This window comes from Clostridium sp. CM037, assembly GCF_055081095.1.
In genome coordinates this window covers 3,513,823-3,539,700 of record NZ_CM143650.1, presented here as the reverse complement: position 1 = coordinate 3,539,700, position 25,878 = coordinate 3,513,823, and the positions used below count along the sequence as shown (strand labels likewise).

Below are 25,878 nucleotides of genomic sequence, written 5' to 3'. Positions count from 1 at the left end.
TCCGTAGAAGATTTAATGGTAATATTTAAAATAAAAAAGTATAAATCATGATATAGTATAAGGGTAACCTTCCGGATACCCTTAAAAAAACAATAAATACATAATGAAATAGGTGGTATAAAGGTTGCAGATTGGGGGTGGAGTATGAATAAGGATATTAATATATTAGTGATAGAAGATGATGATTATATAAATAGTATGTTAGCTAGACTTTTGCAAAAAGATAATTATAACGTAAGACAAGCTTATTCAGGTACAGAGGCTATGATGTATATTGAAAACAATGATTTTCAATTGGTACTACTTGATTTAATGTTGCCTGGAATGAATGGAGACGAAGTATTAAAGGGTATAAGGGAAATTAAGCAAATGCCAGTAATTGTGATTTCGGCGAAAATAGATAAACAAGATAAAATAGATATGCTAAAGCTAGGAGCAGATGATTATATTACAAAGCCTTTTGATATAGGGGAGGTTTCAGCTAGGGTTGAAGCAAATATTAGAAGATATATGGAGTTTAATAATAGTGATAATTGTGAGCGGAATTTAACATATAAAGATATAGTTCTAAACAAAGAAACTAAAGAAGTTATTGTAAATAATCAGGAGTTAATATTAACAACTAGAGAATTTACAATACTTGAGTTGTTTCTGTCTCACACTAAAAAAGTATTTAGTAAAGCTAACTTGTTTGAAAGTGTTTGGGAAAGTGAGTATTTAGGAGATGACAATACAATTAATGTTCATATGAGTAATATAAGAAATAAATTACATAAGGCAAATCCTAATGAACAATACATAGAAACAATATGGGGTATGGGATATAAAATATCATAAAAAATAACTAGTAAATATACTAGTTATTTTTTTATTATATAGGAAACAGCTTGCGGAAACCGCTGTGGATAACATTCTAGCTAAAAAATAGATAGAAAAAATCAGATAAATATGAGATGATTAAATCATGAAAAAAAATAAGATTACTATAAAACAAATATTTGAAGATAATTATCCAGAGTTTTGGAAATTGAATAAAGAAAAGTATCCTGAAAAGATGAGAGAACATATGAATATCGAAGTAATGAAAATGATAGGATGTGGAGATATTTCATTAGGTTTTGTTGCGTATATATGCTTAAAATGTTTAGAAGTATTTAAAATAGGATTTACATGCAAAAGTAGATTTTGCAGTAAATGTGGGAAAAAGTACATAAGTGAATGGGTAGAAAAACAAGTAAACAAGATTTTAGATGTACCACATAGACATTGTGTGTTCACAATACCCGCTGAGTACAGAAAATATTTTTTCTGGAATAGAGAGAGTCTTAAAGACCTGCAAGACATGGTGTATGAGGTTATAAATGAGTTTGCAAATGGTGTAAACTATAAAAATAGAGAAGAATATCAAAAGAAGAAAAGGAGCAAAAAAGGAGGAGTACTTTGGCAAAGTGGAATGATTGGAGTAGTTCATGCATTTGGAAGGAATATAGGATTTAACCCTCATGTGCATGCATTGGTTCCAGAAATAAAAACAAGGAGTAACGAAGTTAAAGATATGTGCTTCTTCGACTATGAGTATTTTAGGAAGGTATGGCAGTACAAATTAATAAATTATATGATTAGTAAAAATCCAGAGAAAAAAACAGAGTACTTAAAAATGTTCAAAGATTATCCAGATGGATTTTATATAAATGCAAAATCAAGAATGAAAAGCGCAAGAGGTGCAGCAAGATATATCGGTAGATATTTAGCAAGGCCCGCGATAGCAGAATATAGAATACTTAGTTATGATGGGAAAAATGTAACGTTTTGGTATAAGAGTCATGAAACCAATGAAAGAGTAGAAGAAACAGTTACAGCGCAAGTATTTGTAGGTAGATTATTAATGCATATTACCCCTAAATATTTCAAGATGGTTAGACTATACGGAGTATATGCAGGCAGTATAAGTGTAAAAGTTCGGAAGTGTTTTGGTCTTTTGCAATACATAAAAAGTGGTCTTAAGGCAATTCAGTTCACACTAAAAATAAATTGGAAAAAGGAAACAAGAAAAATGACTTATAGAGAATTAATGATTATTAATTTTTCCAAAGATCCGAGAAAGTGTTTAAAATGCGGCCAGCTAATGGAATTGTGGCAAATATGGCATAGAAAGTATGGGTATATATATGATATGGGAACGTATTAAAAGAATTTTTAAAGGTAAAGTGAATGAGGATAGCATACCATTTCGACCACAAGAACGTGATAAAATGATACTTTTTAAATGTAAAAAATGTGGGTTTGAAGAAGAAGTGCCTGACTTTGTTGCGTTTGAATGTTATACGCCTGAAGAATATGACAAGAAAAGTGGTAGTCCTATTGTTTTGTGTATAGAATGTGGTTCAGATATGATAATTAAGAGGTGATGCCACACTATTTGTGGAGCATCACTTTAATACTCGACCGTAGGGAGATTTTGTTCTTCTTAAGGTTTTCTTAAGGAGTTCTTTAATTTCTCTTATGCATTGAGTATTAAGATAAATATATAAGAAATAAAAAATTTGGGGGAGTTAAAGTGAGTGAAGCTTTAAGGCTAAGTAATATAAGTAAAGTTTATGGAAAGCAAAAGGTGCTAGATAAATTAGAGTTATCTATAAATGAAGGAGAAATTATTGGAATTGTAGGCAACCACTATATTTCTTATAGCAACCTGCATTATAATTAATAAAAAAAATATCTAAAGAAAGGGTGGAGCTGATTATGAATAATGTAATAGTAAAAACTACAGCAGTTTCAAAGATATATAAAGGAATGAAGGCATTAGATACAGTAGACATGACTATTAATAAGGGGCAGATATATGGACTTATTGGATTAAATGGAGCGGGGAAAACCACATTAATGAGGGTTATAGCTGGCCTTTGCGTAAAGGACAGGGGAAGGGTGGAGTTATTTGGTGAAAATGATGAAATGACTGTTGAAGCTAATCGAAAGCGTATAGGGTGTTTAATAGAAACACCAGGGATTTATGTTAATAAGACAACTTATGAAAATTTAGAAATTGAAAGGATTCAAAAGGGTATACCAGGAAAAGAGTGTATAGAAAGAGTTTTAAATGATGTAGGATTAGTAGATTTAAAGAATAAAAAGGTGAGAAATTTTTCTAAAGGTATGAAACAAAAATTAGGCATAGCAATGGCACTTCTTAGTGAACCAGAATTTTTAATGCTGGATGAGCCTACTAACGGATTAGACCCTATTGCAATAATACAGATAAGGGAGCTATTAAAAAAGCTAAATATTGAAAATGGCGTTACAATGTTGATATCTAGTCACATATTAGCGGAACTTCATCAACTAGCAAATTGCTATGGAATAATTCATAATGGTAAACTCATAGAACAAATTATAGATAGTGAATTAGAGGAGAAATGTAAAAAGCTTATTCACATTAAAGTAGACGATGCTGCTAAAGCATCAGTTGTGTTAAATACAAAGTTACAAACAAGGAATTTTGAGGTTTTACCTAATAATATAATTAAATTATATGATTATGTAGATAATGCAGGTAAAGTGTCGAAGGTCCTTTCAGCGGAAGGAATTTCAGTAGAAGAAATTATGCCTATGGGAGATGACTTAGAAGATTACTTTACTAAAGTAATAGGGGGCGAATTAGATGATTAATTTATTAAAAGTTGAATTTTACAAGTTGAAAACATCAAAAACATTCAAGTTGATATTAGTGTTAATGGTACTTCAATCAATTTTGTGTCCTATATTATTTAGTAAGGAAATGACTGGGAAACAGGTGCTATTACAGGTGTTTGGGGCACAAGAATTTATAGCTTTATACATGTTAATAGGCGCGTTCGCAGCATGTTATATAGGCGATGAATTTAACTCAGGATGTATAAAAAATTTAATTGCTTATGGACATAAAAGAAGAAATATTATTATATCAAAAAGTATAAGTTATTATTTTGGCATTGCAATTATTAGCTTAACATCTCCAATTTTAATTACTACAATAAACACTATTATGAATGGATATGGTGAGGTATTTAATTTGATTTCACTTGCATTTATACTTAAAGTATCATTTCTTATGGTTCTTATATATATTGGCATAGGAAGTATTGCAGTTTTAATATCATTTATATGTAGAAATGGCATAATTACAGTGGTGGCCTTTATTTTAATAGATACAGTTAATAGAGCTTGCAGAGGTTTAGTTTTTCAAAAATACCTTAGTGGTGAAATTTACACTAGAACTATATTTGGTCAATCATTGTTTTTGGACACGCATTATGTAGAATTTTCACAGGGATTTAAAATAATAGGAGTCGCTATAACAACAATAGTAGTTTCAACGTTATTAAGTGTGTATTTTTTTAACAAAGCAGAGATTAAGTGATTTTAGAAAAAAATATATATAGCAAAGGTGGAAGATAAAGTGATATTTATAGTTGTAGTGCTAATAATCATATCAGTGATTTTGTTTGCTCGCCTATTTTATATGAAAAAACAAGTGATAAGCGTAACAAATCAACTTATAGATATTAATGAAAAAAATATAGATAAAAAATTAACTATAAGTCTTATTAACCCAGAAATTGAAGCATTAACTAAAGTTATAAATGACACTACAAATATGAGAAAACAATGCGAAGCAAGCAAAATTAAATTTCAGAATGAGCTAAAACAAAACATTGCAAATATATCACATGACCTTAGAACGCCTCTAACATCAATAAAGGGATATATTCAATTTTTAAAACTAGATAATATAAGTGATGAAGAAAGAGTGGAATATTTAAACATAGCGGAGCAGAGGACTAAATCTCTTGAAAGCTTATTAAATGATTTTTATGAACTATCTTTAGTTGAATCCCAAGATTTTGAATTGGATTTTGAAAAAATAAATATTACCAATATATTGCAAGAAATATTACTTGGCAAGTATAGTGATTTTACAAGTAGAAATTTGAAGCCCAATATACAAATACCAAATCAAAACATTTATATAATAGCAGAAAAAAAATCTTTAGAGCGAATAATTGAAAATTTGCTAAGTAATGCTATTAAATACGCAAGAGATAATGTATCAATTTATTTAGAAACCAACTCAAATGTGGTATTATTAAAAATAACCAACACAGTTATAAATTTATCAGTCGAAGATGTAGAAAAGATCTTTGATAGATTTTACATGGCAGACAAAAACCGCTCAGAAAAAGGAACAGGACTTGGGCTTTCTATTGTAAAAACACTTATAGAAAAAATGAATGCAGTCATAACAACGGATATTAATAATGACGTGTTAAGCATTTGTTGTGAATTTAAAAGACTATAAAAAATGCCACCTACATGTGAGGCCACTGAAAAACTATAAAAAAAATCGTCATCGAATTAAAGATGGCGATTTTTTTTATGTAAAAGACTAAAAACAAAAAGGAATTTTAAAAGATATGTCGAATTAGTATAGTAGACTAAAATAAAAGGGGCTATACTATTATGCTAAAAGGACAATTGGAAATAAAAATAAATACATACCATAGCTTATATTCGTTAATTATTCCGGAAGATAACATTTTAAAGCAAATTAATGACCTTGTTGACTTTTCATTTGTTTATGATGAATTGGTGGTTAACTATAGTTCATCTATGGGTAGAGGTGCTATTAACCCCATAATGCTATTTAAATATTTACTTTTGAAAGTAATATATGAATTGTCTGATGAAGATGTTGTTGAAAGAACTCTTTATGATATGTCCTTTAAATATTTTCTAAATTTAGCCCCAGAAGAAACAAATTTAATAAACTCAAGTACATTAACTAAATTTAGAAAGCTTCGCCTTAAAGACATGAATTTATTGGATTTATTAATAAACAAGACTGTAGAACTTGCTATAAAAGAGGGAGTTTTAAAAAGTAAAGCAATAATAGTTGATGCTACGCATACCAAGTCACGTTATAACCAAAAGTCAGCGAGCGAAGAATTATTGAAACGTGCAAAAAACTTAAGAAAAACATTGTATGGAGTACATCCTGGTATTAAAGAAGAGTTACCTAATAAAGTTACAACTGGAGTACTTGAAGATATTCTTGAGTACTGCAAATTATTAATTGATAGCATAAACGAGAAGCCAGAAACTGCAGCAAATCCAGCTGTGAAAACTAAATTAAACTACTTAATGGAAGCTATTAATGATGACTTAGAAAATCTAAAACTATCAAAAGATGAGGATGCAAAAGTGGGGCATAAAACTGAAGATAGTTCTTTTTTTGGATATAAATCACACCTTGCTATGAGTGAAGAACGTTTAATTACAGCAGCTGTTATTACAACTGGCGAAAAAAGTGATGGAAAGGAGCTCATAGCCTTAATAGAAAAAAGCCGTGAGGCTGGTATAGATGTTAATGAAGTAATTGGAGATACAGCTTATTCTGAAATGAAAAACTTAAAATATACAAAAGAAAATAAAATTGTATTAATTTCAAGACTAAATCCTGTAATTTCACAAGGAATGCGAAAAAAAGAAGATGAATTTGAGTTTAATAAAGATGCTGGTTTATTTGTATGTCCGGCAGGCCATATGGCTATTAAAAAAGCAAAACAGGGAAAGAAGAATGTTGGTAAAAATCAAGTGCTAACTTACTATTTTAATGTAGAAAAGTGTAAAAATTGTGTTCATAAAGATGGGTGCTATAAAGAAGGTGCTAAATCTAAAACTTATTCGGTTTCAATAAAGTCAAATACTCACAAAGATCAAATAGAGTTCGAAAAAAGTGAGTATTTTAAAAAACGTGCTAGAGAACGTTATATGATAGAGGCTAAAAACAGTGAACTTAAGCACCAGCATGGCTATGATGTAGCAACATCGTCAGGTTTAATTAGCATGCAAATGCAAGGTGCGTTATCAATCTTCACTGTGAATCTAAAGAGAATAATCAAGTTGAAAGGCATGAAATAAGGCTTTTTTAACTTAAATATAAAAATATAAAAAGAAAAAGCATGAAACATCCAAAAATATGGGTATTTCATGTTTTTTCTGTTCAAGCCTAAAAAACTTACTGAAAAGAGAGTGCTTTTTTCAGTGGCCTCCTACATGTAGGTGGCATTTTTATTTAAATAAAGTTTTGGCTTAATCTTTTAATAACACGGGTTTCACCCATAACTTGCATTACTTCATGTAAATCTTGAGTTTGTGTTCTATTAGTTAGTGCAACTCTGACAATTGTGGCAACATCAGATAGTTGACCTTTAAATAAATCTGGATTCTTTTTATAAGTTTTTGCATTTTTTGCATACCCAAGGTCGAGTGCTAGCTCTTTAAGGGTTGCAAACCAAGTCTCATTATCATGAGAATAATTATATACATCTATATAGCTAGTAAGAACTCTTCTTACCTCATCCATTGGTATATGAGTAGGGAAATTGTAATTACCTTTTATGCTGTTTTTATAAAGATCATCAAAGAAGTATTCAATATGTTCTTTTACATCTAACCATTTTACAAAATCTTTTCTTGGCTTTTCATTTTCTCTTTCAATATTAAATATTTTTTTCGAATAATCTTCATTTTCTATTAGCTCATTTGCAATTGTAGTATCATAATGTTTAGCCCAATTAAGATAAAGGTCGTATACTGTGGACGCATCCATAGTAGCTATAACATTTTTACTAATATCATTAAGTTTTAAAATATCAAATAGTGCTCCACTTTTGCTCATGTTTTCAAGGGTGATATTAAAGTTTGTGCAAGGTTCATTTTCATGGGTATCTCTCCACTCTTGAAAATTAGAGTTAATAAGATTTACAAGGTACTCAGTTACAGCTATAAAAGGATAACCTTGAGATTTATAAAAATCTACGGAAATTTCAGGGTCTTTTCTCTTGCTGAGCTTACGTTTTGATGTACCATCCATTTTCATAATTGTAGGTATATGAGCATATTCTGGAGGCGTACAGCCTAACATTTCAAATAATTGCAAATGTATAGGAAGAGATGAAAGCCACTCTTCGCCACGTATTACATGGGTTGTTCCCATTAAATAATCATCTACTGCATGTGCAAAATGATATGTTGGAATCCCGTTAGTTTTAAGGAGAACAATGTCTTGATCATTTTCTGGCATACTTATAGTACCTTTAATTAAATCATTACAAACTACTCTTCGACCTGATTCTTCAGGAGCTCTAAGTCTTATAACATAAGGTGTGCCCTTTGATAACTCAGAATTAATTTCATCAAGACTAGAATTTCTGTGAATAGCCCATTTCCCATGATATCCTGTATTGATTTTAAGTTCTTGTTGAATTTTCCTTGTGTTATCTAAAGATTCTTCAGTGCAAAAGCAAGGGTAAGCTAAGCCTTTTTTTATTAGCGATTTTACAAAAGCATGATATATACTAATTCTGTCGCTTTGTTTATAAGGTCCATATGTGCCTTTTTCATTATCAGAATCTACAACTCCTTCATCAAAAAGAATTCCAAAATCCCTTAGAGTGTTAGTGGTGTCTTCAATGGCACCAGCAACCTCTCTCTTTTTGTCAGTATCCTCTACTCTAAGATAAAATATTCCTTCGCTTTGATGAGCTAGTCTTTCAGATATAAGAGCCGCAAATACACCTCCAAGGTGCTGAAATCCAGTAGGACTTGGGGCATATCTTGTAACCATAGCATTGGGTTTAAGATTTCTTTTTGGATAAAACTCTCTATAGTGTTCTGGAGTTGTGCTTATGTTAGGTAGCAGTAAATCTGATAGTTTTATATAATCCATTTTAATCATCCTTTCTTATAAAAGTGAAGCAATGTACGTGATAATTTAATTAAAAATAAAAAAACCTATCATCCTATATAGGATGAAGGTAAACTTATTGGTTATCTTTAAATTGAAATTACAATTACTTTTCTTTTCCATTATAGTTAACATTAATTATACATATATTATCTAGAATGTCAACATACAACAAATTATATTTTAAGCAAAAAATAGCAACAAATATATATTTTAGGAGAAAAATTGGATGTCAATTTTATAATAAGGCTAGCATTTAGAAATTACATAAGGTGTCAAGATGAAGGTAGGTGGAATAGAATAGCATCACGAGTGGAAAAAGTATAAGAACTCAAAGCTTCAGAAGTGTATTTATGGGTAATGAAAAAGCAATAAATCTATACAAATGTCTAGATTTTGGCAAATAAGGTATAATATATAAAACGAATGAAACATATAATTAGAAGTTATCAAAAGTAAAGACTTAAGGGAAAAATATGGAAGTGAGATGATAATATGGGAGCATTGGTTCTGCTAAGCGATTTTACTGAAAAAGATAATGTTAATTTGAAAAAAAAGATGAAAGAATTATTTCTAGATAAAAAATATACTTTAAGCTATATACCTTCAATGACTGATATAAATTTAAAGTGTTTTGAAAAAACAAAAAATAAGTTAAGTGAATATGGGGACTTCGAATTTAATTATTTTGATATAGATTATTTTTGTAATATAGAAAAAATAGAAAAAATATTTAAATCGGAAGTAATATATCTATCATCAGGGAATACCTATTACTTTTTAAATAATTTAAAGAAAAGATATTTTATAACTAGACTTAGAAGGTATGTTGAAAATGGAGGTTATGTTATAGGATTAAGCGCAGGTGCAATAATGATGGCAAAAGACATATCAGCTGCACAATTTGGGGATGAAGATATAGTTGGATTATCAGATTTATCATCTTTAGCTCTAGTTGATTTTGATTTTATGCCACATTGGAATAATCACAGCCATTATTTAGATGATTTAAAGGAATATTCTAACAATACGGGCAATACAGTTTATACATGTAATGACGGCGATGGAATCATTGTGATTGATAATAAATTGCACTTTTATGGGGATATAAAAATGATAAAAGAGGGTGAAATAAGGAAAGCTTAGTTAAATCATCTCCTGCGGAGCTGCAACATCTTCATAGAAGATGCATTAACGACTTCAGAAGGAGATTTACCCCTTTGTAGACCTCTGTAGATAACAATTCTCAATTGTTATCCCCCCACTGAAGTTTTTTATTTGTTAGGGTATGTAACTCCACTTATAGAAGTGGGAGACTTTCCTTCTGAAATGTCGTTAAAAGTCGATGTAATAATTTATACATCGACTTTTGCTGGAAATATAAAATTTTAAATAGTTGCATTAGCAAGTCTAAGTTTAGCATTATTCTTCTTGAAAATTTGATGCATCTCTAGTATTTCTAAAGAAATATAAGTATATTTAATGAATATAGCAGCTGTAATGAAGGATATCATATCCGATACAGGATAAGCAAGCCATGCTCCAAACACACCCATATCCAAACCACTTACAAAGGCATATACTAGTGGTATAAATACTATTAGCTGTCTAAAAATAGATAATTTTAAAGAGGCTTTAACTCTATTTATAGCTTGGCAATAGGCGATTGACAAATAATATACTCCAATGCAAGGGAATACAGCTATAACTACTCTGAAAGCCTTTGCTGTCTGCTGTATAATGGCAGGATCATTTATAAATAATCCTATAAGTTGTGTTGAAAAGGTCATGAATATTGCCCATAATAAAGTTGAACTTACAGATACTGCAATTATAGATGTTTTAACAACTTCTTTTAATCTTGTATAATTTCCAGCACCATAATTATAGGCGGCTATAGGTTGCATAGCTGAACTTATACCCATAATCGTCATAAACAAAAACATTGAAACTCTTGTAGTTAAACCAACTGTTACGATGGCCAAATCTCCGCCATAAGAGGCTAGTAAATTGTTTAATATAGCAGCGACTACGGCATCTGATATTTCTATTATAAAGGTTGAGAATCCAACACATATTATTCCAATTGATACTGCTTTATTAAGAGTTAATTTAAAAGAAAAGTTTAATCCCTTCTTTATTTTCATAAATACAATTAAAACATATATAAAAGCTATTATCTGAGATACTACTGTTGCTATAGCAGCTCCCTTTACTCCATATGAAAATACATTTACTAGGAAATAATCTATAATTACATTACAAATTGCTCCAATAGAAGTACTTAATAAAACTATTTTAGTGTTTCCAAAAGCAGTTATAATATAAGATGCAATTAATGTAAAGGATTGAAATAAAACGCCCATTAATATTATACTTACATAATCTTTTGCAAGAGGAAATGTATTTTGCGAAGCACCTAGGCTAAGTAAAATTTTATCTTGAAAAATAAAAATGCTAAAACTAACCACAGATATTATTATAAACATTAGAACTATAGCATTAGGTATAATAATTCTTAAATTTTTAAAATCTTCGTCTCCACAGCTTCTTGCAACGGCGGTAGAAGCACCGATGGCTATAAGCATAGATATAGCTAAAAATAATCTTTGAATTGGAAAGGCTATGGTTAAAGCACCGATAGCATTAGCCCCTATTGATTGTCCCAAAAACATAGAATCTACCATGTTGTACATTTCTGCTACCATTAAAGAAATTATTGCTGGCACGGAAAATTTTAATAACAGTTTCCAGATTTTTTCCTCGCCAAACATTTTATTGCTTTCTGTGACACTACTCATTGTCATGAATTCCACTTCTCCTTAATCAATTTGTTTCCTTAATATTATTATACGCTATTATGAATATTTTAACATTCACACAATTGCTACATAAAAAGTACAAAGTTGCTGACATGTGAGAATGGATAATACTTAAATAACACAAAAACACCTTAAAATAGGTGTTTTTGTACTTCTTGGAGAACTATTAAGGTAGAACCATAGCCTTCAATCTTTATTATGTTATTATAAACTGCAGTTTTTTTTGCAAAAGATAAAGAAATATTGGGAGCAGAAATCTTAGTTAGAATTTTCCATTCATCATAACTCAGTCTTTTCGGCTTACCCATGCGTAACCAAATATCGTAAGCTGATCCAACTTTTTCTCCAATTTCATATTTAATAACTTTATAGTCATGCACTAAATTTTTAATGGATAATGATATTTTTCTTTCAGTAATATTTTTACTACCCTTACCTTTAGATAAATCCTCTAACTTAATCAGGGTATTAAGTTCATCACTGTAACTGTAAAGTAAGACCTGGATATCTTCATCTTGCCTTGTGATAATATATCCATCACCTTGGTCTACAACCTCATTTCCTAGTTTTGATAATAAATAATAAGCGTAGTAGGAAGCTTTCTTTATACCATCTAAAGTAAGCAGGCCTGGTGAACCAAAAAACAATTCGTTGTTTAAAATTGAGTTCTCCTCCACGGTATCAAAAGCTTTTAGGGTGAGCAGACTGCTATTGTTGTTAATAAAATTATGAATAATATATGGAAGCATATAGGAAGAATCATAAATAGTATTTATAGCTTTAGGAACATTAAAAGGATCCTCTATTAAATTTTGCAATTTATATTTTTCGAAAATTTCCCGAGTAATATTTATGTACTCTATAGATAAATCCTTTGAGGCTTGGAATTTCCATAGCTTTACTACCTCAATTCCATATATATTAGCAAAATATAGTATAAAGCTTTCTAAAAGTTTTATGAAAGAACTTTTATCTTCAAAAGTCTGATTCAAAATTATTAATGGTACAAGGGATATATCCATTAAGAATTCTAAAAGTTTTTCAACTTCATTCCAGTTTAAAAACCTTACATTCTCATTGAAATATATTTTCATTTCTTTTCCAAATAGGTTTTGAACTATACCATTTTTAAAACCTATAGCATCTTGAATAGCTCTTAAATATCCTTGTTCCCGTGCTTTAATAAGTTCTTTTGCTTGTCCTAAATTTATTTTTTTCTTCCATTTATGTTGTAATTCTGTGCTTGGGTATGCGAAATCGGTTTGGAGTTTTATAATTTTGTTAGTATAGTTAAATCTATCATAGTCCTCTAAATAATAAGATAAATACTGAAGTGAGCTAGATAAATCATACGTTTCTACTTTTTTAAAGCTATCAAATTCTTCCTCTGGTATATGATATTTTTTTCTGAATTGCAGAGGAGTACACTTGTAGTAATCTTTAAAGCTCTTATTATAATACCTAGCATGAGAAAAGCCAACATCCAAAGAAATATCTGAGATTGTTTTATCAGTATCTAATAGTAGTTTAATAGATTCATCTACTCGAACATTATTTACTAACTCTTTAAAAGTTGTTCCAGAGATGTCTTTTATTTGATGACATAAATAGTAAGAACTTAAGTATTCTTGATTAGCTATATCCTGTAAAGTAATTTTATTCATGTAGTTATTATATATGTACTTGATGATTCTATGATACCTCTGAAATTGCATTACATTTTCTTTTAAAGCGTTCTCATAAGTAAGATAGTGAAAGTTATTTATTAAATGGAATAATAATTTTACTAAAACAGCATCTATTTGATCGTCAAAGTTTTCACTTTTTTGTATTACCTCGCAAGCTAGTATAGATAAGTATTGCCTTAAAACATCATATTTTTCTTCATGTTGTGCACCTTCTTTACTAGAGTTCGTATAAAAATAAATATTTTTCATATCATCATAATACTTTTCAAAAAATGTAAAATCCAAGTGGAAAATTAAAACCTTATTTTTCTCATTTGAATAAATTCTATGGGGTTCATCACAATTTATGATTTCAAGCTCATGTGCGTATACTTCATAATTCTCTGATTCTATAAGTACATTAATAGTGCCCTCAAGCACAAAGATTATTTCTATAGAATTATGCCAATGGATTGGATAATCCTTTATATTCTCAAGGGAAATGCTTATAGGTAAATCGTTTATATAACTTATATATTCTTTTCGCATTGTAATAACCTCTTCATTAATTATTATGTATATGTATAGGTATATTATACATCATGAATTTAAAAGTTATACCCACATGGTAAGTTGCAGGAAAAAATAAAAATATGGAGGGTTAACAATTTACTGAAAAATTACATAATAAATGAATAATATGGAAACAATATTATTGTAATACTTCAAGAATTGATATATATTTAGAAGTTGTAAGGAGGAGTTAATGGGGAAATATATTTATATTGTTATTTCAAGAACACCAACTTCTACAGGCAAGATAGTTAGAAAATTTTTAAAAGAAAAATATAATCATGCATCAATTAGCCTAGATAAAAATTTAATTCAAATGTATTCCTTTTGTAGATTTTCAATTAGCAATCCCCTTGTAGGAGGTATAGTGAGAGAAAGTGCATTTACGCTTACCATAGGACTTGAAAAAGATGTTCCTATTAATGTATATCGGATACCAGTAACTGTTAGAAAATATGAATTAATAAGTAAATTCATATATGATATATATAATGATACTGAGATATATTACTATAATTTCCTTCAAGCTATTGGGATTATTTCTAATAAGAAGCATGCTGTTTACAAGACATATATATGTTCTGAATTTGTCATGGAAGCATTAAGGCAAGGAGGGATCAAGCTTACTTCATTAGAACCCTATCAGATAACACCAACAGAAATTTGTGACATTATGGAAAAGTTTATTTGTTATTCTGGAAATCTCAACGACTATCCATTTAAACAGAAGACAAAAACAAAAGAGGATGAGCTTTTCTTTTGTAAAACAGGTTTTCTTTATGAATGGGTACATACGCTTAGACATTTTTGGAAGGTTATATATAGAGATATGAATAGTAAAAAAAATAGTAGTAGGATTTAAATTTAAATTGTTGATAAAGTGTCTTATTTAGGGTAGTAACATATAATGCAAGAATTAAAAATAAAAATAAAACATATAAATCGTATGTATCAATAATTTATATGTTTTTTGCATTGAGATACACTAAAATGTAGATTATACTTTAAATACGAATTTTTAAATTAGGGGGAAAAACAATGGATAATTATCATCATACAATTTCTATAAAGTTGGAATTAAACGAAGAAGAATATGAAGCTATTAAAAGCTTGGAAGCTGCTTGCTATGAAAAACAAAAAAATAATTTAAAATTAGAACTTGGTCTTAAAATGCGCCAAAGAAAAAAAAATGTAAAAAATAAAATTGTTGGAGAGTTTCTATATTATGAAAATGAAATTCTAGTAGGTTATTTAGGCTTATGCAATTTCGGAGGAGCTACAGTAGAAATAAGCGGTATGGTACACCCTAATTTTCGTAGAAAAGGAATCTTTAAAAAACTATATTTAATTGCTAAGGAAGAATGGCAAAGAATATGTCCTCAAGAGGTGTTAATGATATGTGACCATACATCGGTTTCGGGCCTTGCATTTATTAACTCCATTGGAGCAGAATATGGTTGTTCAGAGTATAAAATGTGCTTAAATAAGAAAGTTTTATACTCTACTCCTAGCAATGCAATTAAACTTAGATTGGCATCAACAAGTGAAGACTCGGTTGAAATTGATAGGCAAAGTTCTATTTATTTTGGGGCTCCTAAAAAAGATGCTCATGATAAAGAGGATAAAATGGACATGGAAAAACCGTCAATTAATGTGGATGATAATTTTATTAGTTATATGGCTGAGCTTAATGGGGAAATTATAGGTAAAATTCATATTTGTATAAATGATAATGAGGGGTTTATTTATGGAGTTGGAGTAATTCCAGATTTTCGAAGAAAGGGATATGGACGAGAAATTTTAAATTCTGCCCTTAATATATTAAATAATAAAAATGTAGATAATATTTTTATTGAAGTTTCTAGGTCAAATAAAAATGCACTTGGACTTTATGAATCCTGTGGATTTGAAGAAATTTCTGTAATGGATTATTATGTAGTATATTAAAGCACTAGATGTTCATCATATCTACTGAGGAACGTCTTTTTTTATATTGATTTCGATTTAAATCTATTAAATGTTTGTTATTTTACTGATTAACTTTGGAGTTTGGTTGATTGTAACCTTTACTGTATTTAATTCAAGTTTTCTAATTTGGTGTTTTGTATACACCTATATTTCTTTTTTTGGAACACTTATAGGAGATTTAATCATTATATCTAGGAATGAGTTGGTTAACAAAAGAAAAAATCTATAAAATAATATTTATAGATTTTTTTCTTTGAATTCTAAATATCCATTTTTTCTTAGTTTACAAGAGGGGCAGTCTCCACAACCATTACCTTTTATTCCATTATAACAAGTTAAAGTATCCTCTTTAACTATATCAAGTACACCTAAATCATAAGCCATTTTCCAAGTTTCTGCCTTGTTAATCCACATTAAAGGTGTTTCAATTACAAAATCATAACCCATAGCTAAGTTTAAGGTAACATTTAGAGATTTTATAAATACATCTCTACAATCTGGGTATCCACTAAAATCACTTTGAGATACACCAGTTATAATATTGCTTATACCTCTTTGCTTTGCAAACACAGCTACAAAACTTAAGAATAATAAGTTTCTTCCATCTACGAAGGAATTAGGTACACTATATTTAGGTGCTGACGTGTCCACCTCTATATCTTTTCTTGTTAATGAATTTGGTGCTAGTTGGTTTAATAGGTTTAAGTCTAGAAAATGATGTTCAACGCCGTGCTTTTTACATATATCCTTTGCACATTCGAGTTCTAATATATGTTTTTGACCGTAATCAAAAGATACAGCTATAACTTCTTTATATCTCGCGAGCGCCCAAAATAAACAAGTTGTGCTATCTTGTCCGCCACTGAATACTACTACTGCTTTTTCTCTATTTATAATTAATACGCCTCCCCTTATTTACTATAAACCCTCTATTTATTTACTATAAAGCATCATCAATTTATTATTTAAAATCACATCAGTATTAAATCTTCCCCTAAAAGTAGTTGACAATGTTTTAGTGCCTGGCTTTTTTACTCCACGGGTCGTCATGCAGGCATGCTCACCTTCTATAATAACAGCCACATCGCGTGAGTTAGTAACCATCTGCATAATCTCAGCTATGTCTGTACCTATTCTTTCTTGAAGCTGTAATCTGCGACCTACCATATCAGCTATTCTTGCAATTTTACTTAAACCAATAATTTTTTTTGTAGGAACATATGCAACCGTAACTTTCATATCATACATTAAAGCTAAATGATGTTCGCAATGACTAAAGATTTGGATGCCCTTCATTATTACCATATCACGAGACTCTTCTTCAACTATTAAATCATCAACAAATGTTGTATTAAACATTTTTGAAATTTCATCATTGCTATATCGCATGCCAGCGAATACTTCTTCGTACATTTTAGCTACACGGGTTGGGGTATCTTTAAGGCCTTCCCTTGAAGGATCATCACCTATTGCTATTAAAATACCTTTTATATGTTCTTCAATTGCGTTCGTATCAATTGCCATATTTTACACACCTCTCTTATTTGGATCCCAAATGATTTTATGAAGTTGCACTTGAAGATTAACACCATTCATTTTATTATACTTCATAAATTCTACAATCTCTGCTAGGTCAATTTGTCCGAATACTGGACTAATACATACATTTGTTTTGCTAGTTAGCTCATATTTATCTATTATAAATTTGGCCTTTTGTAAATCTTCCATGCTGCCAGATACAAATTTAACTGTATCTTTATAACTTAAATATTTAAAGTTATTTAAAGTCATTTTATCTTCCATATTACTTGAAGGTAATTTATAATCCATATTAAAGCTTGGTGGATTTTCTATACTTAAAAATTCATCTAAAATAACACTACCATTAGTTTCTATTTCAACATGAAGCGATCTATCTCTAGAGAGCGTTTGTAATAGTTCTATAATTCCTTCTTGAAGCAGTGGCTCACCGCCAGTTAAGGTTATATTTCTAATTTTAGTAGATTTTACATATTTGTATATCTCAACAGGCGTCATGAAGTCATAACGAACATTTTCATTATTGGCCCAGGTGGTATCGCAATAGCTACAATGTAAATTACAGCCTGCAAATCTTATAAATACTACTAGTTGTCCTGACAGAGGACCTTCTCCATTAACACTTATAAATTTTTCAACTACTTTGTATTTCACTTTAACGTACCTCACTTTCTTCATATGATGCACTATTAGTAGGCGTTTCATAAACCGTAGTTTTTTTTACAAGATAACCTTTATCTTTCAGTAGTTCAAAAAAAAATGATGCAAAGTTTTCTGCTGTTGGTCTAAAATCAACCAGAATTACATTAAAGCCATCTTGCTTTAGACAATTTAAGGTTTCACTTCTCATGGTATCTTCTTGCACTATTAAGGCATGGTCATAAGAATCTACCATATCTTTAACATCTTTTTTTAAGTCGCCAAAATCTATTATCATGCCGTCAAGTTGTCCGCCTTGTGCCAAGGTTTCTGATTGAATGTAAACTTCAACTTTCCATCTATGTCCGTGAATATTTGAACACTTTCCTTTATAACCAGAAAGAAAATGTGCACTGTCAAAGCTGTGTTCTGTCTTTAAAATATACATGGGTTCACTCCCCTCAATACTTATGTTAATATCCTTAATATTTCGAAAAAATCATTTTATTTTCATGTTTATAATTTTTTGCAAATAAAAAAGGGCATAATCTACCCTCATACAAAAAAAGCTACCTAAAACGGTAGTTACGTCCTAGTTTTGTTTATAGACAGGATGGTTTAGAACTGTCTTATTAGGTTTTATTATTACTAATTTTACTATAAGTTATGAGGTATGTCAACTCAATATAAAGTTTACTTTAAACTGAAATTGTGTAATAATATAAAGTTGTAAAAGCATATTCAATTATAGTATCATGGAGAAATATTGGGTATAATATATCTAAAAAATAATGTTGTTAGTGAGGAGTAAAAATGAAAATAGGATTTGATCAGAAAAAATATTTAGAAGAACAATCAAAATATATTTTAGAAAGAGTTAATAATTACGATAAATTATATTTAGAATTTGGGGGGAAACTTTTCAATGACCTTCATGCAAAAAGAGTTTTACCAGGATTTGATGAAAATGCAAAGATTAAGTTACTACATAAATTAAAAGAAAAAGTTGAAGTCATTATTTGTGTATATGCAGGAGATATCGAGCGAAACAAAATTAGAGGGGATTTCGGTATTACATATGATGTTGATGTTTTAAGATTAATTGATGATTTACGTGAATATGATCTTGATGTAAATAGCGTTGTAATAACCAGATATGATGGGCAACCAGCAACTACGATTTTTATAAATAAGCTAGAGCGTAGAGGAATAAAAGTATACAAACATAGGGCAACCAAAGGATATCCTACAGATGTAGATGCAATTGTAAGTGATGAGGGATATGGCAAAAATCCATATATTGAAACAACAAAATCTATTGTAGTTGTAACAGCACCAGGGCCAGGAAGTGGCAAGCTAGCTACTTGCCTTAGTCAGCTTTATCATGAACATAAGCAAGGCAGAGCAGCCGGTTATTCAAAGTTTGAAACCTTTCCAGTATGGAATATTCCTTTAAAGCATCCTTTAAATATAGCCTATGAAGCTGCAACAGCGGATCTTAACGATGTAAATATGCTGGATTCATTCCATTTTGATGCTTATGATAAAATATCCGTAAACTATAATCGCGATATTGAAACTTTCCCTGTACTTAGGCGAATTATAGAAAGGATAACAAATGAAGAAGCTGTTTATAAATCTCCAACAGATATGGGAGTTAACAGAGTAGGCTTTGGGATTATTGACGATACGGTTATTAAAGAAGCATCTAGACAAGAGATAATAAGAAGGTATTTCAAAACAGGATGTGAGTATAAAAAAGGTTACATAGATAAAGAAACCTTCGAGCGGGTAAAGCTTCTTATGGAAGAGCTTAATTTAAAACAGCAAGATAGGAAAGTTGTTATTCCTGCAAGAGAACGCTCGTCGGCTTTAAAACAATGTTCGAGTAAAAATGAAACTTGTCCAGCAATGGCAATGGAGCTTAATGATGGAACAATAGTAACTAGTAAAAGTTCATCTGTAATGGATGCAACAGCTGCCATAATTTTAAATGCTGTTAAGTATTTTGCAAATATAAATGACGAGATTCACCTTATTTCTCCAGTTATACTTGAGCCAATTATAAATCTAAAATCAAAAACATTAGGTAGTAAGAAACCAGCTTTAGATTGTGAAAATGTGTTAATTGCCCTTAGTATATGTGCTGCTACAAATCCAACAGCAAAGGTAGCCATGGATAAATTAGTAATGCTAAAAGGATGTCAAGCTCACTCAACTACAATTATAAGTACAAATGATGAGCAAACTTTTAGAAAACTTGGCATAGATATAACCTGTGATGCAGAATATGCAACTGAGAGTCTTTACTATAACAATTAGTTATTTTAAATACCTTGTTTCTAATAACATAGAAGTAAAAGCTCACTCTATCAAAGTAGGGTGGGCTTTTATGATAAAAAAAGAGTAAGTTTATAAAAACTTATCTCCATAATAGCAACATCCAATGGCCCCATTAAATTGTGGATGCTCAATTGATACTATCTCTTCATAATCTTCTTTTAAATATTTTTTTAGTGCGGTATTATTAGCAACACCACCAGTTAAAATTAATTTTTTACCTTTAAATCTACTTAAAAGAGGTTGAAGTCTCTTGTATAGAGAATAGTTAACACTGGAACATAAGTTTTCTATACTTACACCTTCAGCTATTTTTCCAATTAACTCTGACTCAGAAAACACAGCACATGTTGAATTAAGTTCTATAGGATTTTCATAATTCACACTCATGTCATCAAGAGATATTTCAAGTACATTTGCCATATTCTCTAAATATCTACCACAGGAAGCAGCACATTTTTCATTAAGCTCTAGGTCAGTGGTGATACCTTTTTCTACTTTTACAACCTTAACATCTTGGCCACCTACATCTAAAAGTATAAAATCTTTTAAGCCAGTTTGATACAGCCCCCCATACACGTGGGCTTTTATCTCATTTATTGGTGTGAATAACAATAAGTCAATATTATTTCTTCCGTAGCCTGTAGATACTGCCTTATCAATTTGCCTAATATCAAGCTTATCTAAATTAACAATAATCTTACCATCAAAGTCGCAGTAATTTCTGTAAAAGCTCATGGTACTTACTTTCGCCTTCTGTATTATCTTATTATCTTCCATTAAAACAATTTTAACCTCGCGGCTTCCAAGGTCAATTCCTAACACTCGCATTTTTCAGCCTCCTTCAAATCTAGTAGCATATCAAGAAAGGCTTCTAACCTAAGTTTTGTTCTTGCATCTAAGATATTTAACTTGTCACCTTCGATATTTAATATGGGTATATCTAGTTTTTCTTTTAAAATAATATTTTCGACTGATCTATAGCAAAAGGCTTGAGTGTAGTGAATTATTCCATCTAGTTTACGTTCGTCAATTTGCGTTTGTAACTCTTTGATCCTAAAGTCAGTATCATAAGGATAAGTGTAGTCATAATATTGCTGAAATATATTTAGTGATTTATCTGCTCTTGGAAAAGCAAATTCTCTTTGAACTTCATTGTATACAAAATTAGCATTAAACTTCTCAACAAATTCATAGATATCGCAAGTCATGGGAGGAACCCCTATATATCCAAGTCGTAGTTTTCTAATTACTGGTTTTTTATTTTTCATATAACAAATAGATTTTTTAAGTTCGACTTCAAAGGCATCTATATCTCCATTAAAATCACTTAAGCTTACTTGATATAGATGATTTTCAAAACCAGTTACCTTATTATGGATATGTGTTAATTCATCAATTGTTTTAGCTAAGGCTCTAATTTCATTTAGCCTTTTTCTAACTACTTCAACTTCCTCAATCGTTACATTAAAGATACTCATTAATTTATTTATTTCGTGTTCTACATCATCTAATTTGTGACTGTGTGGAAAGGAAAAGGGATAAACTTTTATTCCTTTTAACGTAAGCACTTCAATAAGGGCTTTGGTATTAGAACAGTCGCCCTCCACAACTCCGATTATCTCTTTGATGCCGTTTGCTAAGCACGCTCCATAAATTCCCTTTATCCAAGTGCACAAGCTTTTAGGAAAGCCATCTTTTTCTGCAATGTCTATATATTTCAAATAGTCCTTAGAGGTTATAAAAACATTATTTAAATCTACAGGGGTATAACCCGCCGCAATTATAACCTCTACAGGTACGGTAGTTGTTAAGCCTATTTTCTTCATTTTAAATCCTCCTAAAAAATAAAAAAGGGCGTAAAACGCCCTTAACGTCCTAGTTTTGTTTATAGACAGGATGGTTTAGAACTGTCTTATTTAAGTTTTATATTAATAAAGTTTACTTCATATAATTAAGTATGTCAATTAGACATTATTTCTATGTACATAAATAAAATTTAAAGTATTATTGAAAAATATATTGACGCTAACGTTACGTTATAGATTATTATAGATTTGTAGGGAAGAAAATAGAGAGGGGATTTCTAGGGTAACGACACTTTAGTTTATGAAGATGCAAAGCTGATTCGGTATTGATGATGATTAATAAAGAACGAAGGAGATGATTTTATGTCCTACAAAATAAAAGAAGTAGCTGACATGGTTGGAGTAAGCGTACGTACACTTCATCATTATGATCAAGTAGGTATTCTAAAGCCAGATTCTGTAACAACAGCAGGATACAGACTTTACACTGAGATGGACATTGAAAGATTACAGCAAGTTTTATTTTTTAAAGAACTGGATTTTACTTTGCAAGAAATAAAAGAAATTTTAGATAATCCAGGTTTTGATAGAAAACATGCGTTAATGACACATAAAGAGCTACTGATAGAAAAAAAGAAGAGACTTGATAAGATAATAAAATCTGTAAATAAAACTATAGATTCCATTGAAGGGGGAACAGATATGAATAAGAAGGAAATGTTTGAGGGATTTGATATGACTGGAATAGAGGCACATAAAGAAAAATATGCAGAGGAAACAAAGCAAAAATATGGTAACTCTGATGAATACAAGGAAAGCGTGAAAAAAACCTCAAAGTACACAAAAGATGATTGGGCCAGAATCAATACAACAAGTGGACAAATTTACAAGAAAATTGTAGATAATATGGATAAAGGTGTAGAACATTCAGAAGTTCAAAAGGCAGTAGGCGAGCTAAGACAGCAAATTACAGATAACTTCTACAATTGTACTATAGAAATATTTAGAGGACTTGGAGATTTATATGTTTGTGATGAACGATTTACAGCTAATATTGATAAGTATAAAGAAGGTCTAGCTAAGTTCTTAAGTGAGGCAATGTATTACTATTGTGATAAGGCAAAAAAAGGTGTCACCCACTTGGAAAGTAGCAAGTAAAGAAAAGGGACAGTTAATAATTTGTATAAATTATTAACTGTCCCTTTGAAAATTTCATTCAGGTTTTGTTTTATAATTTGATTGTAACATGTATATTGGAATGTTATTATTAGATTGTAAAACTTTGAATTTGTTGCAAGGATAAATATTACAAATATAAGAACTAACAAATTAAACAAGTATAATAAATGATAGTATTTCAAAATGAAAAGGGGGATAAATTTGTTTGTATTAATTAAAGGTATAGGATTATTACTTTTTACATTGTTCTTGTTTTCACTTTTTAGTTTAAAAATGCCTAAAGGTCAAAAAGCTATGTCAGGCCTGGCAAATGCTGCTGTAGCAACATTTTTAGTAGAAGCGATACATAAATATATAAGCGGAAATTTATTAAACATTAAATTCTTGGGTGAAGTAGGCGATTCCTCAGGAAGTATGGGTGGCGTAGTTGCTGTAATATTAGTTAGTATAAATATGGGGTTGAATCCTATATATGCTGTAACAGCTGGTGCTGCAGTATTTGGGTATGGTATTCTTCCAGGCTTTGTAGCTGGATATATAATTGCATTTATCGGCCCAATTTTAGAGAAAAAGCTACCCAAAGGACTAGATATAATAGTTGGTGCAATTTTGATTGCACCACTTGCTAGGGGTATCGCTTTAGTGGTAGATCCAATAGTAAATTCAACTTTACTTAGTATTGGAAGTATGATAACTGTCGCTGCTAATCAATCCCCTTTTATTATGGGGTTCTTATTAGGTGGAATTATGAAGATGATATGTACATCTCCTTTAAGTGCTATGGCACTAACCGCAATGCTTGGGTTACAAGGTCTTGCAATGGGGATAGCATCTATTGCCTGTGTTGGTGGAGCTTTTTCAGATGGTATAGTATTCAAAAGACTTAAACTTGGTGATAAAAGTAACATAATAGGTGTGATGCTTGAACCGCTAACACAGGCTGATATAGTAACTTCAAATGCACCTCCTATATTTTTCTCAAACTTTATAGGAGGTGCACTAGCTGGTTTAAGTGCTGCTTATTTTAAAATAATAAATAATGCTCCAGGTACGGCTGCACCTATTCCTGGATTATTAGCACCATTTGGCTTCAATGAACCTAAATCAGTTATTTTCGCTATATTATTTGCCATATGTGGTGGAATTATTGGTGGGCTCTTTGGTTCTACTGTAGTTCTTAATATTAGAAAGAAAAGAAATAAAAAAGTAGAAAAGAAGATGCTGTAGCGTAAAGTAGAAAAATCAGGGACAGTTAATAATTTTATAAATTATTAACTGTCCCTGATTTTGGTTTATTATTCATTAATCGCATATGAGGCATTTACAAAATAATTAATCTAGTATTTGTACGTTTAAGTATTTAACGCCCCAGTTATTAACTTCTTCAGGGGTGTTGAAAAATACATCTATAAAGTTACCTTTTATTGCAGAACCAGTGTCCGCAGCAATTGCATTGCCATAACCTTCAACATATAATTTTGTTCCTAAAGGAATGACATTAGGGTCTACAGCTATTGTACTATAGCCATTTGGATTTCGCTCAGTCTTTCTTCCAGAGGCAGTATAAGTATTACCTGGAGAATCTGTCGAATAGGCAGTGGCCTTTACACTAAAAGACCTACCAGAAGATGCAGTAGCTTTTAAATTAGCAGCCCTTGAAGGAGCTGAACCATTTTGAGGATTCACAGAACTTTTTAAAGATTCTCCTCTTGAAGGGGTTATGGGTGACAAAGTGCCTTGAGCTATAATTTTACTCTGAGGTTCTTTAACTACAGCTTCTGTAACAACTTTTCTAGTTACTTCTTTCCCATTCTCATAAGTTACAGTTAAAGTAATACTTTTTTCGCCTTTTGTTCCGTTTTGGACAACCTTACTTTGAGATTTTAATGTATCGCTATCCTTTTTAATAACAGTTTTAAAATCAATGGGTTTTGTCTGTTTTAGTGTTTCTATTTTAACTCTAGTTATGGTAACATCCATACCTTTAGATAACTTCGTTTTTACTGATGGTGAAATCTTATCAGTAGGGCTTAAAACGATTTTTTCTGTAGTTAACATTAGGGCGATATCTTTTTCAGCAGACTTTATGTTAAGCTCTTTATTGTCTACTAAGACTTTAATATTTACAGCGCGATCTATAGTTATAACATCATTGGTAGTTATTTTTGAATTTAAAGATTTGTCAATCCTATCTTTTACTGCTATATTTATACCAGCTTTTTCTAAGGCGCTGTCAAAAGTTTTTTGGTAAGTTACTAATTTAGTAGGTTTGCCATCTACAACCACTGTAATATTTTTTCTGATAAAGCTCATGAAAACAGTTAAAGTTGCAAGTATGGTGATAAGAATAGATCCAATCACAATTTTTGTTCGCTTATCTTTCATAAATTTAAGCAGAATATCATCTCCTATTATAAAATTCAGTACAAAGCATCTACAAAAAATAATACTAATCATTCTAGTCTATTTTTTTTGATGATTAAGTACTGGTGTCAGATGCCCAAAATACAGTAATCTTAAACATATTATAGTTAAAATCACTCTCAAAAGATGCATGA

General features: G+C 30.4%; 25 protein-coding genes. 15 read left to right on the top strand and 10 right to left on the bottom strand.

Annotated elements, in window-relative coordinates; all coding sequences use genetic code 11:
• Positions 1 to 144 precede the first annotated feature (144 nt).
• From ACWJKP_RS16950 to ACWJKP_RS16915, 8 genes are all read left to right on the top strand, one after another.
• Positions 145 to 837, top strand: coding sequence for a response regulator transcription factor (locus ACWJKP_RS16950; protein ID WP_165414991.1), 693 nt, complete (start codon positions 145 to 147; stop codon positions 835 to 837).
• Between the two features lie 127 nt (positions 838 to 964).
• A complete protein-coding gene (locus tag ACWJKP_RS16945; RefSeq protein WP_224578775.1) occupies positions 965 to 2,188 on the top strand; it encodes an IS91 family transposase in 1,224 nt (407 codons plus the stop codon).
• Positions 2,169 to 2,408: a hypothetical protein gene (locus tag ACWJKP_RS16940; RefSeq protein ID WP_165415064.1), complete on the top strand. Its 240-nt coding sequence runs from the start codon at positions 2,169 to 2,171 to the stop codon at positions 2,406 to 2,408. Before ACWJKP_RS16945 ends, ACWJKP_RS16940 begins: the two co-directional genes overlap by 20 nt.
• A gap of 149 nt (positions 2,409 to 2,557) precedes the next feature.
• Entirely contained in the window at positions 2,558 to 2,707 is a 150-nt protein-coding gene (locus tag ACWJKP_RS16935; protein ID WP_165414990.1) for a hypothetical protein, read from the top strand.
• A 35-nt stretch (positions 2,708 to 2,742) separates the two neighbouring features.
• Positions 2,743 to 3,666 carry an ATP-binding cassette domain-containing protein gene (locus ACWJKP_RS16930; protein WP_165414989.1) on the top strand — a complete coding sequence of 308 codons (924 nt, stop codon included), beginning with the start codon at positions 2,743 to 2,745 and terminating at the stop codon, positions 3,664 to 3,666.
• Positions 3,659 to 4,396, top strand: coding sequence for an ABC transporter permease (locus tag ACWJKP_RS16925; protein ID WP_165414988.1), 738 nt, complete (start codon positions 3,659 to 3,661; stop codon positions 4,394 to 4,396). The genes ACWJKP_RS16930 and ACWJKP_RS16925 overlap by 8 nt, the downstream gene beginning before the upstream one ends.
• Positions 4,397 to 4,435: 39 nt before the next feature.
• Positions 4,436 to 5,335 carry a sensor histidine kinase gene (locus ACWJKP_RS16920; protein WP_165414987.1) on the top strand — a complete coding sequence of 300 codons (900 nt, stop codon included), beginning with the start codon at positions 4,436 to 4,438 and terminating at the stop codon, positions 5,333 to 5,335.
• 161 nt (positions 5,336 to 5,496) lie between these two features.
• The gene (locus ACWJKP_RS16915) at positions 5,497 to 6,957 is read left to right on the top strand and encodes an IS1182 family transposase (protein WP_224578778.1); all 1,461 of its coding nucleotides are present in this window, start codon (positions 5,497 to 5,499) and stop codon (positions 6,955 to 6,957) included.
• Between the two features lie 154 nt (positions 6,958 to 7,111).
• Here the strand turns inward: ACWJKP_RS16915 and gltX are convergent, their stop codons facing one another.
• On the bottom strand, positions 7,112 to 8,767 hold the full coding sequence (gltX, locus tag ACWJKP_RS16910; protein WP_165413922.1) for a glutamate--tRNA ligase: 1,656 nt from the start codon (positions 8,765 to 8,767) through the stop codon (positions 7,112 to 7,114).
• A 513-nt stretch (positions 8,768 to 9,280) separates the two neighbouring features.
• On the opposite strand from gltX, the gene ACWJKP_RS16905 reads away from it, so the two are divergent.
• Positions 9,281 to 9,931, top strand: coding sequence for a Type 1 glutamine amidotransferase-like domain-containing protein (locus tag ACWJKP_RS16905; RefSeq protein WP_165413921.1), 651 nt, complete (start codon positions 9,281 to 9,283; stop codon positions 9,929 to 9,931).
• 242 nt (positions 9,932 to 10,173) lie between these two features.
• On the opposite strand, the gene ACWJKP_RS16900 is transcribed toward ACWJKP_RS16905, so the two are convergent.
• Positions 10,174 to 11,592, bottom strand: a complete 1,419-nt coding sequence (locus tag ACWJKP_RS16900; RefSeq protein WP_224578780.1) for an MATE family efflux transporter — start codon at positions 11,590 to 11,592, stop codon at positions 10,174 to 10,176.
• Between the two features lie 146 nt (positions 11,593 to 11,738).
• A complete protein-coding gene (locus ACWJKP_RS16895; protein ID WP_165413920.1) occupies positions 11,739 to 13,823 on the bottom strand; it encodes a helix-turn-helix domain-containing protein in 2,085 nt (694 codons plus the stop codon).
• Positions 13,824 to 14,040: 217 nt separating this feature from the next.
• Here ACWJKP_RS16895 and ACWJKP_RS16890 point away from each other — a divergent pair, with 217 nt between their 5' ends.
• From ACWJKP_RS16890 to ACWJKP_RS16880, 3 genes are all read left to right on the top strand, one after another.
• Complete coding sequence (locus ACWJKP_RS16890) at positions 14,041 to 14,709, top strand: hypothetical protein (protein ID WP_165413919.1); 669 nt, start codon at positions 14,041 to 14,043, stop codon at positions 14,707 to 14,709.
• A gap of 176 nt (positions 14,710 to 14,885) precedes the next feature.
• On the top strand, positions 14,886 to 15,794 hold the full coding sequence (locus ACWJKP_RS16885; RefSeq protein ID WP_165413918.1) for a GNAT family N-acetyltransferase: 909 nt from the start codon (positions 14,886 to 14,888) through the stop codon (positions 15,792 to 15,794).
• Positions 15,795 to 15,864: 70 nt separating this feature from the next.
• Positions 15,865 to 16,044, top strand: a complete 180-nt coding sequence (locus tag ACWJKP_RS16880; protein WP_224578782.1) for a DUF2651 family protein — start codon at positions 15,865 to 15,867, stop codon at positions 16,042 to 16,044.
• 8 nt (positions 16,045 to 16,052) lie between these two features.
• On the opposite strand, the gene queC is transcribed toward ACWJKP_RS16880, so the two are convergent.
• Genes queC through queD form a run of 4 tightly spaced genes read right to left on the bottom strand, consistent with a single transcriptional unit; the run spans position 16,053 to position 18,441 of the window.
• Positions 16,053 to 16,709 carry a 7-cyano-7-deazaguanine synthase QueC gene (gene queC, locus ACWJKP_RS16875; RefSeq protein WP_165413924.1) on the bottom strand — a complete coding sequence of 219 codons (657 nt, stop codon included), beginning with the start codon at positions 16,707 to 16,709 and terminating at the stop codon, positions 16,053 to 16,055.
• Between the two features lie 39 nt (positions 16,710 to 16,748).
• Positions 16,749 to 17,339 (bottom strand): GTP cyclohydrolase I, encoded by a 591-nt coding sequence (folE, locus tag ACWJKP_RS16870; protein WP_165413916.1) that lies wholly within the window; start codon positions 17,337 to 17,339, stop codon positions 16,749 to 16,751.
• A 3-nt stretch (positions 17,340 to 17,342) separates the two neighbouring features.
• Positions 17,343 to 18,008, bottom strand: a complete 666-nt coding sequence (queE, locus tag ACWJKP_RS16865; protein WP_165413915.1) for a putative 7-carboxy-7-deazaguanine synthase QueE — start codon at positions 18,006 to 18,008, stop codon at positions 17,343 to 17,345.
• Between the two features lies 1 nt (position 18,009).
• A complete protein-coding gene (queD, locus tag ACWJKP_RS16860) occupies positions 18,010 to 18,441 on the bottom strand; it encodes a 6-carboxytetrahydropterin synthase QueD (RefSeq protein ID WP_165413914.1) in 432 nt (143 codons plus the stop codon).
• A gap of 365 nt (positions 18,442 to 18,806) precedes the next feature.
• On the opposite strand from queD, the gene ACWJKP_RS16855 reads away from it, so the two are divergent.
• Positions 18,807 to 20,315, top strand: a complete 1,509-nt coding sequence (locus ACWJKP_RS16855) for a DUF1846 domain-containing protein (protein ID WP_165413913.1) — start codon at positions 18,807 to 18,809, stop codon at positions 20,313 to 20,315.
• 90 nt (positions 20,316 to 20,405) lie between these two features.
• Here ACWJKP_RS16855 and ACWJKP_RS16850 read toward each other — a convergent pair whose 3' ends face one another.
• Together ACWJKP_RS16850 and ACWJKP_RS16845 are read right to left on the bottom strand one after the other, a co-directional pair.
• Positions 20,406 to 21,164, bottom strand: a complete 759-nt coding sequence (locus ACWJKP_RS16850) for an acyl-CoA dehydratase activase (RefSeq protein WP_165413912.1) — start codon at positions 21,162 to 21,164, stop codon at positions 20,406 to 20,408.
• Positions 21,152 to 22,162, bottom strand: coding sequence for a 2-hydroxyacyl-CoA dehydratase family protein (locus ACWJKP_RS16845; protein WP_165413911.1), 1,011 nt, complete (start codon positions 22,160 to 22,162; stop codon positions 21,152 to 21,154). Before ACWJKP_RS16845 ends, ACWJKP_RS16850 begins: the two co-directional genes overlap by 13 nt.
• Before the next feature lie 342 nt (positions 22,163 to 22,504).
• On the opposite strand from ACWJKP_RS16845, the gene ACWJKP_RS16840 reads away from it, so the two are divergent.
• Positions 22,505 to 23,299, top strand: coding sequence for a MerR family transcriptional regulator (locus tag ACWJKP_RS16840; protein ID WP_165413910.1), 795 nt, complete (start codon positions 22,505 to 22,507; stop codon positions 23,297 to 23,299).
• A 222-nt stretch (positions 23,300 to 23,521) separates the two neighbouring features.
• Positions 23,522 to 24,547, top strand: coding sequence for a PTS sugar transporter subunit IIC (locus tag ACWJKP_RS16835; protein WP_462961322.1), 1,026 nt, complete (start codon positions 23,522 to 23,524; stop codon positions 24,545 to 24,547).
• Positions 24,548 to 24,652: 105 nt separating this feature from the next.
• On the opposite strand, the gene ACWJKP_RS16830 is transcribed toward ACWJKP_RS16835, so the two are convergent.
• Positions 24,653 to 25,777 carry a 3D domain-containing protein gene (locus ACWJKP_RS16830; RefSeq protein WP_165413908.1) on the bottom strand — a complete coding sequence of 375 codons (1,125 nt, stop codon included), beginning with the start codon at positions 25,775 to 25,777 and terminating at the stop codon, positions 24,653 to 24,655.
• Positions 25,778 to 25,878: the final 101 nt, after the last annotated feature.